Annotated in this window: 9 protein-coding genes and 1 pseudogene; 5 read left to right on the forward strand and 5 right to left on the reverse strand. The window is 70.7% G+C overall.

Annotation, left to right across the window (positions count from 1 at the left end; all coding sequences use genetic code 11):
• A pseudogene (locus G6028_RS10150) lies at positions 1 to 243 on the reverse strand (3-phosphoshikimate 1-carboxyvinyltransferase); the annotation flags it as partial.
• Between the two features lie 41 nt (positions 244 to 284).
• Here G6028_RS10150 and G6028_RS10155 point away from each other — a divergent pair.
• Positions 285 to 1,079, forward strand: a complete 795-nt coding sequence (locus G6028_RS10155; protein WP_182610188.1) for an SOS response-associated peptidase — start codon at positions 285 to 287, stop codon at positions 1,077 to 1,079.
• Positions 1,080 to 1,086: 7 nt separating this feature from the next.
• On the opposite strand, the gene G6028_RS10160 is transcribed toward G6028_RS10155, so the two are convergent.
• Positions 1,087 to 1,623: a YbaK/EbsC family protein gene (locus tag G6028_RS10160; RefSeq protein ID WP_182658788.1), complete on the reverse strand. Its 537-nt coding sequence runs from the start codon at positions 1,621 to 1,623 to the stop codon at positions 1,087 to 1,089.
• Positions 1,624 to 1,728: 105 nt separating this feature from the next.
• On the opposite strand from G6028_RS10160, the gene G6028_RS10165 reads away from it, so the two are divergent.
• A complete protein-coding gene (locus G6028_RS10165; RefSeq protein WP_179524792.1) occupies positions 1,729 to 2,406 on the forward strand; it encodes a sigma-70 family RNA polymerase sigma factor in 678 nt (225 codons plus the stop codon).
• On the forward strand, positions 2,403 to 2,732 hold the full coding sequence (locus tag G6028_RS10170; RefSeq protein ID WP_179524793.1) for a zf-HC2 domain-containing protein: 330 nt from the start codon (positions 2,403 to 2,405) through the stop codon (positions 2,730 to 2,732). Before G6028_RS10165 ends, G6028_RS10170 begins: the two co-directional genes overlap by 4 nt.
• Before the next feature lie 73 nt (positions 2,733 to 2,805).
• Here the strand turns inward: G6028_RS10170 and G6028_RS18195 are convergent, their stop codons facing one another.
• Positions 2,806 to 2,880 carry a 50S ribosomal protein bL37 gene (locus G6028_RS18195; protein ID WP_370650909.1) on the reverse strand — a complete coding sequence of 25 codons (75 nt, stop codon included), beginning with the start codon at positions 2,878 to 2,880 and terminating at the stop codon, positions 2,806 to 2,808.
• A 104-nt stretch (positions 2,881 to 2,984) separates the two neighbouring features.
• Between G6028_RS18195 and G6028_RS10175 the strand changes: the two genes are divergently transcribed.
• Positions 2,985 to 3,200, forward strand: coding sequence for a biotin/lipoyl-binding carrier protein (locus G6028_RS10175; protein WP_017836613.1), 216 nt, complete (start codon positions 2,985 to 2,987; stop codon positions 3,198 to 3,200).
• A gap of 155 nt (positions 3,201 to 3,355) precedes the next feature.
• Here the strand turns inward: G6028_RS10175 and G6028_RS10180 are convergent, their stop codons facing one another.
• Entirely contained in the window at positions 3,356 to 3,604 is a 249-nt protein-coding gene (locus tag G6028_RS10180; RefSeq protein ID WP_179524794.1) for a WhiB family transcriptional regulator, read from the reverse strand.
• A 392-nt stretch (positions 3,605 to 3,996) separates the two neighbouring features.
• Between G6028_RS10180 and G6028_RS10185 the strand changes: the two genes are divergently transcribed.
• Complete coding sequence (locus G6028_RS10185; protein ID WP_338404193.1) at positions 3,997 to 4,428, forward strand: hypothetical protein; 432 nt, start codon at positions 3,997 to 3,999, stop codon at positions 4,426 to 4,428.
• A 40-nt stretch (positions 4,429 to 4,468) separates the two neighbouring features.
• Here the strand turns inward: G6028_RS10185 and G6028_RS10190 are convergent, their stop codons facing one another.
• A complete protein-coding gene (locus G6028_RS10190) occupies positions 4,469 to 5,761 on the reverse strand; it encodes an Rv3212 family protein (RefSeq protein WP_182658789.1) in 1,293 nt (430 codons plus the stop codon).
• Between the last annotated feature and the right edge of the window lie 101 nt (positions 5,762 to 5,862).

Below are 5,862 nucleotides of genomic sequence, written 5' to 3' on the forward strand. Positions count from 1 at the left end.
GCCCGGCGCGGGCGGCCCCGTGGGGCCCTCGATCCGGGTGCCGAGCGCGGTGAGCGCCCCGATCATCAGGTCGGTGTCCCGGCTGCGCAACGTCCCGCTCAGCCGGGCGGGGGCGTCGGCCAGCGCGGCCAGGACCAGGGCGCGGTTGGTCAGCGACTTGGACCCGGGTACGGGGACGACGGCCTCCACGGGAGTGCCGGCGACGGGGGCGTTCCAATGACTCACCTGGTCATTGTCGCGCATCGACCCCGATCCCGCCCGGTCCGGGTGGGAGGATGGACCGCATGTGTGGACGGTTCTCCCTCTCCTCGGATCCGGCGCGACTCGCCGTGGAGCTCGATGCCGTCGACGAGGCGTCCTCGCCGCCACCGGGGTTGTGGCCCGACCGGGGCCCGGTCTCCCCGAGGTTCAACATCGCGCCCACCACCACCGTCCCCGCCCTCGTCCTGGACGCCCCGCGCGAACGCCTCGACGATCCCGCCGGCCCCCGACGGATCCTGCGTGCCATGCGCTGGGGCCTGGTGCCGTCCTGGGCCAGGGACCCGGGCAGGCTGCCCACCCTGTTCAACGCGCGGGTCGAGACGGCGTTCGAGAAGCCCTCCTTCCGTACCGCCGTCGCGCGGCGCCACTGCGTGGTCCCGATGGACGGCTGGTACGAGTGGGTCCCGGGGGAGCCGGCGACGCCCGGCGGCAGGGCGGGCCCCAAGCAGCCGTTCCACATGAGCCTGCCCGGCGACGAGGGGCTGCTCATGGCGGGGCTGTGGGAGGCCCGGCGTGACCCCGGCGACCAGACCGTCACGCAGTTGTCGTGCACGATCCTCACCACCGAGGCGCTCGGACCGCTGCGCCGCGTCCACGACCGCATGCCGCTCGTGGTGCACCCGTCCGTGGTCTCCGACTGGCTCGACCCCTCCGTGATCGGTGACCCGAGGGCCCTGGTCGACGGCGCGGGCGGCGACCTGGGGCAGTGGGCCGACTCGGTGGAGATCAGGCCGGTCTCACGCGCGGTCTCCAACGTCAGGAACGAGGGCCCGGAACTGGTCCGGCCGGTGGACCCGTCCGCCGGGATGCTCTTCTAGCACGGCGTCACCGGGCGGCGATCGACGCCGCCGTGGCTCCCGTGAGGCCGACGAGGTCCGCGGGTGCCAGTTCGATCTCCCACCCCCGACGGCCGGCGCTGCACAGGATCGTGGGGTGATCCCACGCGGAGCTGTCGACCACGGTCGCCAGCGACCTCTTCTGCCCGAGGGGGGACACTCCGCCGACCACGTACCCGGTGGCCTTCTCCGCGACGTCGACGGGGGCGAGCGAGGCCTTCCCGGAGGACAGCGCGGCGGCCGCCGCCTTGAGGTCGAGCATCGCCGTGACCGGCAGGACCGCGACAGCCAGCGGGATCCGGGTGCCCGCCGGGGGGCGGGCGGTGGCGAGCACCAGGGTCTTGAACACCCTGGCGGCGTCGATCCCGAGTCGCTCGCCCATGACGCGGGCGGCCTCGTCGCCGAACGCGCCGCTTCCCACGTCGTAGGTGTGCACCTCGTGGTCGACCCCGGCGGACCGGAGTGCGGCGATGGCGGGGGTCGCCGCCGAGTCGGACTTCCCGTGTCCCGTGCGCTTACGGCTCATCCTGCCCAGCCTAGTGACGGCACCGGCCGGAATAGCGTGACCGTGGACGGCGTTGAGGAGAGCAGGTACCCGGGACTGTCCCCGGGATCGGGAGAGGAGGGTGCGATGCGGACCGCGGTCCTCGACGCCCCCGGCGTGCGGATAGACTCCGGGTCATCGACAGGTGAGGAGTACCGGTTGCCGACCGAGTTGCAGCCCGACGAGTCCGACCAACGCGCCGAACAGTTCGAGGAGTTGGCCATGCCGCTCCTCGATCAGTTGTACGGTGCCGCGCTGCGGATGACCCGCAACCCGGCCGATGCGGAGGACCTGGTGCAGGAGGCGTACGCGAAGGCGTACGCGGGTTTCCACTCCTTCAAGCCCGGGACCAACTTCCGGGCCTGGATGCACCGCATCCTCACCAACGCGTACATCAACCACTACCGCAAGCGGCAGCGCCAACCCGCCCAGTATCCGACCGAGGAGATCACGGACTGGCAGCTGGCGGCGGCGGCGGAGCACACCTCCACCGGCCTGCGCTCGGCGGAGGTCGAGGCGATGGAACTGCTGCCGGACGACGAGATCCGGTCCGCGCTCGCCCAGCTCCCCGAGGAGTTCCGGATGGCCGTGTACTACGCGGACGTCCAGGACCTGCCGTACAAGGAGATCGCCGAGATCATGGACACCCCGTTGGGGACCGTGATGTCACGCCTCCACCGAGGACGCAAGCAGCTCCGCGAGCTGCTCCGGGACGTGGCGACCGAGCGTGGCTTCGGTCGTGACAGGACGGAGGGCGCGAAGTGACGAGGGAACACGACCCGCGGCTCGACCAGATCGACTGTGAGGCCGCCCGGCGCGACCTGTCCCTGCTGGTGGACCTCGAGTGCGACGACGCCTGTCGTTCGAGGCTCGAGCATCACCTCGCCGGGTGTCCGCCCTGCCGTGAACTCTTCCTCTCGGAGCGGCGGCTCAAGGCCAAGTTGTCCCGCTCGTGTTGCGAGAAGGCGCCGTCGGGGTTGAGGGAACGACTCATGGTGGAGATCCGACGCACCACGGTCACCACGACCGATTCCGACGGGACGACGGTGGTGCACCGGACCACGACCGTCCACCGGCGGGACCCGCACTGACCTCACCGGAGACGAGGCGAGGGGCGGACACCGACACGGTGTCCGCCCCTCGCTCGGTTCTGATGGTCCGGACTCAGCTGTTCGGACGCTTGCCGTGGTTGGCGTTCTTCTTGCGGCGATCCCGCCTCTTGCGGCCACGCTTGCCCATGGTCGCCTCCTTTCGTCGGTGTACAAGTCTCCCATGAGAACCCCCGTGTGGTTGCATTGAGGAGTCCGGGGGCCGCCGCGTGAGGAAAGCAGAGGAACATCCGAATGACTGAACAGGTCCGTGCCGAGATGGTCGCGAATGTCATGGAGGTCGTCGCAGCCGTCGGCACCGAGGTCGCCGAGGGTGACACGATCGTGCTCCTCGAGTCCATGAAGATGGAGATCCCGGTGTTGTGCGAGACGGCCGGCACCGTCACCGAGGTGGCCGTCGCCCCCGGCGACGTCATCCAGGCCGGAGACCTCATCGCCGTCATCGGCTGACGATCGACCGTCACGACGAAGGCCGGTTCCCCTCCCGCGCGGGAGGGGAACCGGCCTTCGTCGTTCTCGTGGGGTCGGGCGTCCGTTCAGGTCGCCGACCGGACCGCGTACCGTGGGAGCGCGGTCACCAGAATGCGGTGATCAGGTGGCGGTGATCAGACCGCGGTGCGGGTGCGGGCGCGGCGACGCTTGAGCGCGCGACGCTCGTCCTCGCTCATGCCGCCCCAGACGCCCGCGTCCTGGCCGGACTCGAGGGCCCAGGCCAGGCACTCGGAGGTGACGGGGCAACGGTTACAGACGATCTTCGCCTCGGCGATCTGCGCGAGGGCGGGTCCGGAATTGCCGACGGGGAAGAACAGCTCGGGATCCTCGTCGCGGCAGATGGCCTTGTGGCGCCAGTCCATGGGAACTCCTTACGGTTACGAGACCGTTATCGGGTCAACCGGACACGGGAAGACGCCGGCGACGCGCCGATCTGCGAGGATCGGCACGCGGACGTACGCGCTGTGTCACATCCGGTGATGTGGTGGGGGTGTACCCGTTCCGAGGGCTCGCTCCGTGAGGAGCAGCTCCCGGTTAAGGCAAGGCAAACAATGTGCGTCTGCGCTGTTACGAATGATCGTGCCACGATTCCATGACAAGTCAACCCTCTCCCGCCGCGATGTGGCAAAGGTCACCCCGGTTGTCAAATCGAACCGAAATCGCACGCCAGAGGCTGTAATGGGTTAATCGGAGTCCAGTCCGCAAGGGTGGTGCGGGCCCGGCCGTCACCGCGACATACCCTGTGGAGGTGAACGTGAGCCGACCTGACGACCACCGCCCCCCGCCGGATCGCCTCGATCCCCGCACCGCGATCCCCACGCCCGTGCGCCTGGCCGGGTGGATCTCCTCCGCGCAGGGCCTCATCGGCGTCGGAGTGGCCGTGGCCCTCGCCATCCGGGCGGCCGGAGGCCATCGCGAGGAGACCGTCGTCATCAGTGGCTACGGCACCGCGGTGTGGTTCGCGATCCTCGGGGGCGGCCTTCTCGCGGCCGGTGTGGGCCTGTTGCGGGGTCGACGGTGGGGCCGTGGACTCGTGGTGATCGCGGAGTTGTTGTTGCTGTTCGTGGCCTGGTACGTGGGGGTGGGATCGGACCAGTACCTCGCCGGTCTGATCCTCGCCGTGGTCTGCGCTGTCGCGCTGGTGTCGCTGTTCCGCAGGGACGCGATCGAGTGGTACGCCGTCTGACCCTGCCGACCCGCACGGCTCCCGTATCCACCCCGGGGGGTCAGGCGACGAGCTTGTACGCGCGGATCTCTCCCGCGTGGCGTTCGTACAGGATGTCGCCGATCTGGGCGAGCCCCGTCACGCCCGGTCCCGGTGCCGCCTGCCCGGCCAGGCGACGGACCTCGCGCCCGGTGTCGTGGTCCAGGAGCGCGAGCCCGTCGGCGACCGGCACCAGCACCCACTCGCCCGTCGCATGGGCCGCGGGGTCGGCGGACCAGCCCCCGGTCAGTCCGGGGCCCGTCGACCCGCCCAGGGTCCACGAGTATCTCCCGGACGGCCCGTCGAAGGCGTGCGTGGAACGTCCGTCGAACCATCTCACCTGAGCGCTGTCGCCCGAGACGGACTCGTGCGAGGGCAGCACGGCCGGCTCACCCTCCAGAGCGAGCACGGTCGAGTGTTCGGTGGGGGAGGTGAACCACTCGACGGTCCAGTCGGGGCCCTGGTTCCGGAGCGCCAGGACCCCCTGCTCGGTCACCTCGATGATCCACAGACCGTCGGCACCGGTCGGGTCCGAGGCGATCTCCTCGGGGGCGCGATTGTCCTCGGGGACGGTCTTCGAGATCGTCAGCCTGACGGAGTCCTCGCCGGGGCAGCGCTCCGTCACGGCGAAGCGCTCGTCGGTGAGATCCGCGGTCACGAGGGTGCACCCGGTGCGGGGTTGCATCCCGGCCTCCTGCGGAGCCTCCACGGCCCCGTACTCGACCGTCCGGACCAGGTCGTCGCGCCAGATCTCGAGGCGGTCCGGGCTGAACGCCAGGACGTGCTTCCACGAGCCGGTGAGTTCCATCGAGTCCGGATACACACTCTGTCTGGTGCTCGCGTACTCCTGGCGGGTCGGGTCGAGGGACGTCACGTCACTGCACCCGGAGGCGCCGTCGAACGCGGCGACGAGTCGATCGGCGTAGAACGCTCCGGCACAGAACCGCCCCGCGTGCGTGTAGGACCAGCTCTCCTCCCCGGAACCCGCGTCCCGGCCGACCAGCACCCCGTCCGGGGAGACGGTGACGAGGTTGCCCTTGGTGGTGAGCGGGGGGCCGGTCCCGGCGGAGCCGTGCATCCAGAGCGGTTGGAGCGACGTGGGGGGATCGGTGGCCGGGCCGTACTCGGGCTGCTCCGCGTCCGCGGCACGCAGCTCAGACCCGGTCGCGCTCCCGGACAGCAGCACGGCGACCGCCGCCAGCACCATGACGACGGCGATCACCGCGGCGGTGACCAGATCTCGTCGCGTCCGGCGTTCGGGGGGGACGTCGACGAACGGCAGACGGCGTCCGGACCCGCTCCTGAGTGTGCGCACGTGCCTTCCAGGGGGTGGGGGTCGGGTCAGTCCCGACCGGTGGAGTCGGACGACGACGAGGGGCGCCGCCGCCGACGCCGACGCCGCGGGGCGCCGTCGGC

This window comes from Dietzia cercidiphylli, assembly GCF_014145145.1.
Classification (GTDB): Bacteria; Actinomycetota; Actinomycetes; order Mycobacteriales; family Mycobacteriaceae; genus Dietzia; species Dietzia natronolimnaea.

What these genes read in the sequence shown, in the direction of transcription:
- G6028_RS10175 (WP_017836613.1), top strand. Translation starts at nt 2,985, where the DNA reads ATGACTGAACAGGTCCGTGCCGAGATGGTCGCGAATGTCATGGAGGTC.
- G6028_RS10155 (WP_182610188.1), top strand. Translation starts at nt 285, where the DNA reads ATGTGTGGACGGTTCTCCCTCTCCTCGGATCCGGCGCGACTCGCCGTG.
- G6028_RS10160 (WP_182658788.1), bottom strand. Translation starts at nt 1,623, where the DNA reads ATGAGCCGTAAGCGCACGGGACACGGGAAGTCCGACTCGGCGGCGACC.
- G6028_RS10165 (WP_179524792.1), top strand. Translation starts at nt 1,729, where the DNA reads ATGCGGACCGCGGTCCTCGACGCCCCCGGCGTGCGGATAGACTCCGGG.
- G6028_RS10180 (WP_179524794.1), bottom strand. Translation starts at nt 3,604, where the DNA reads ATGGACTGGCGCCACAAGGCCATCTGCCGCGACGAGGATCCCGAGCTG.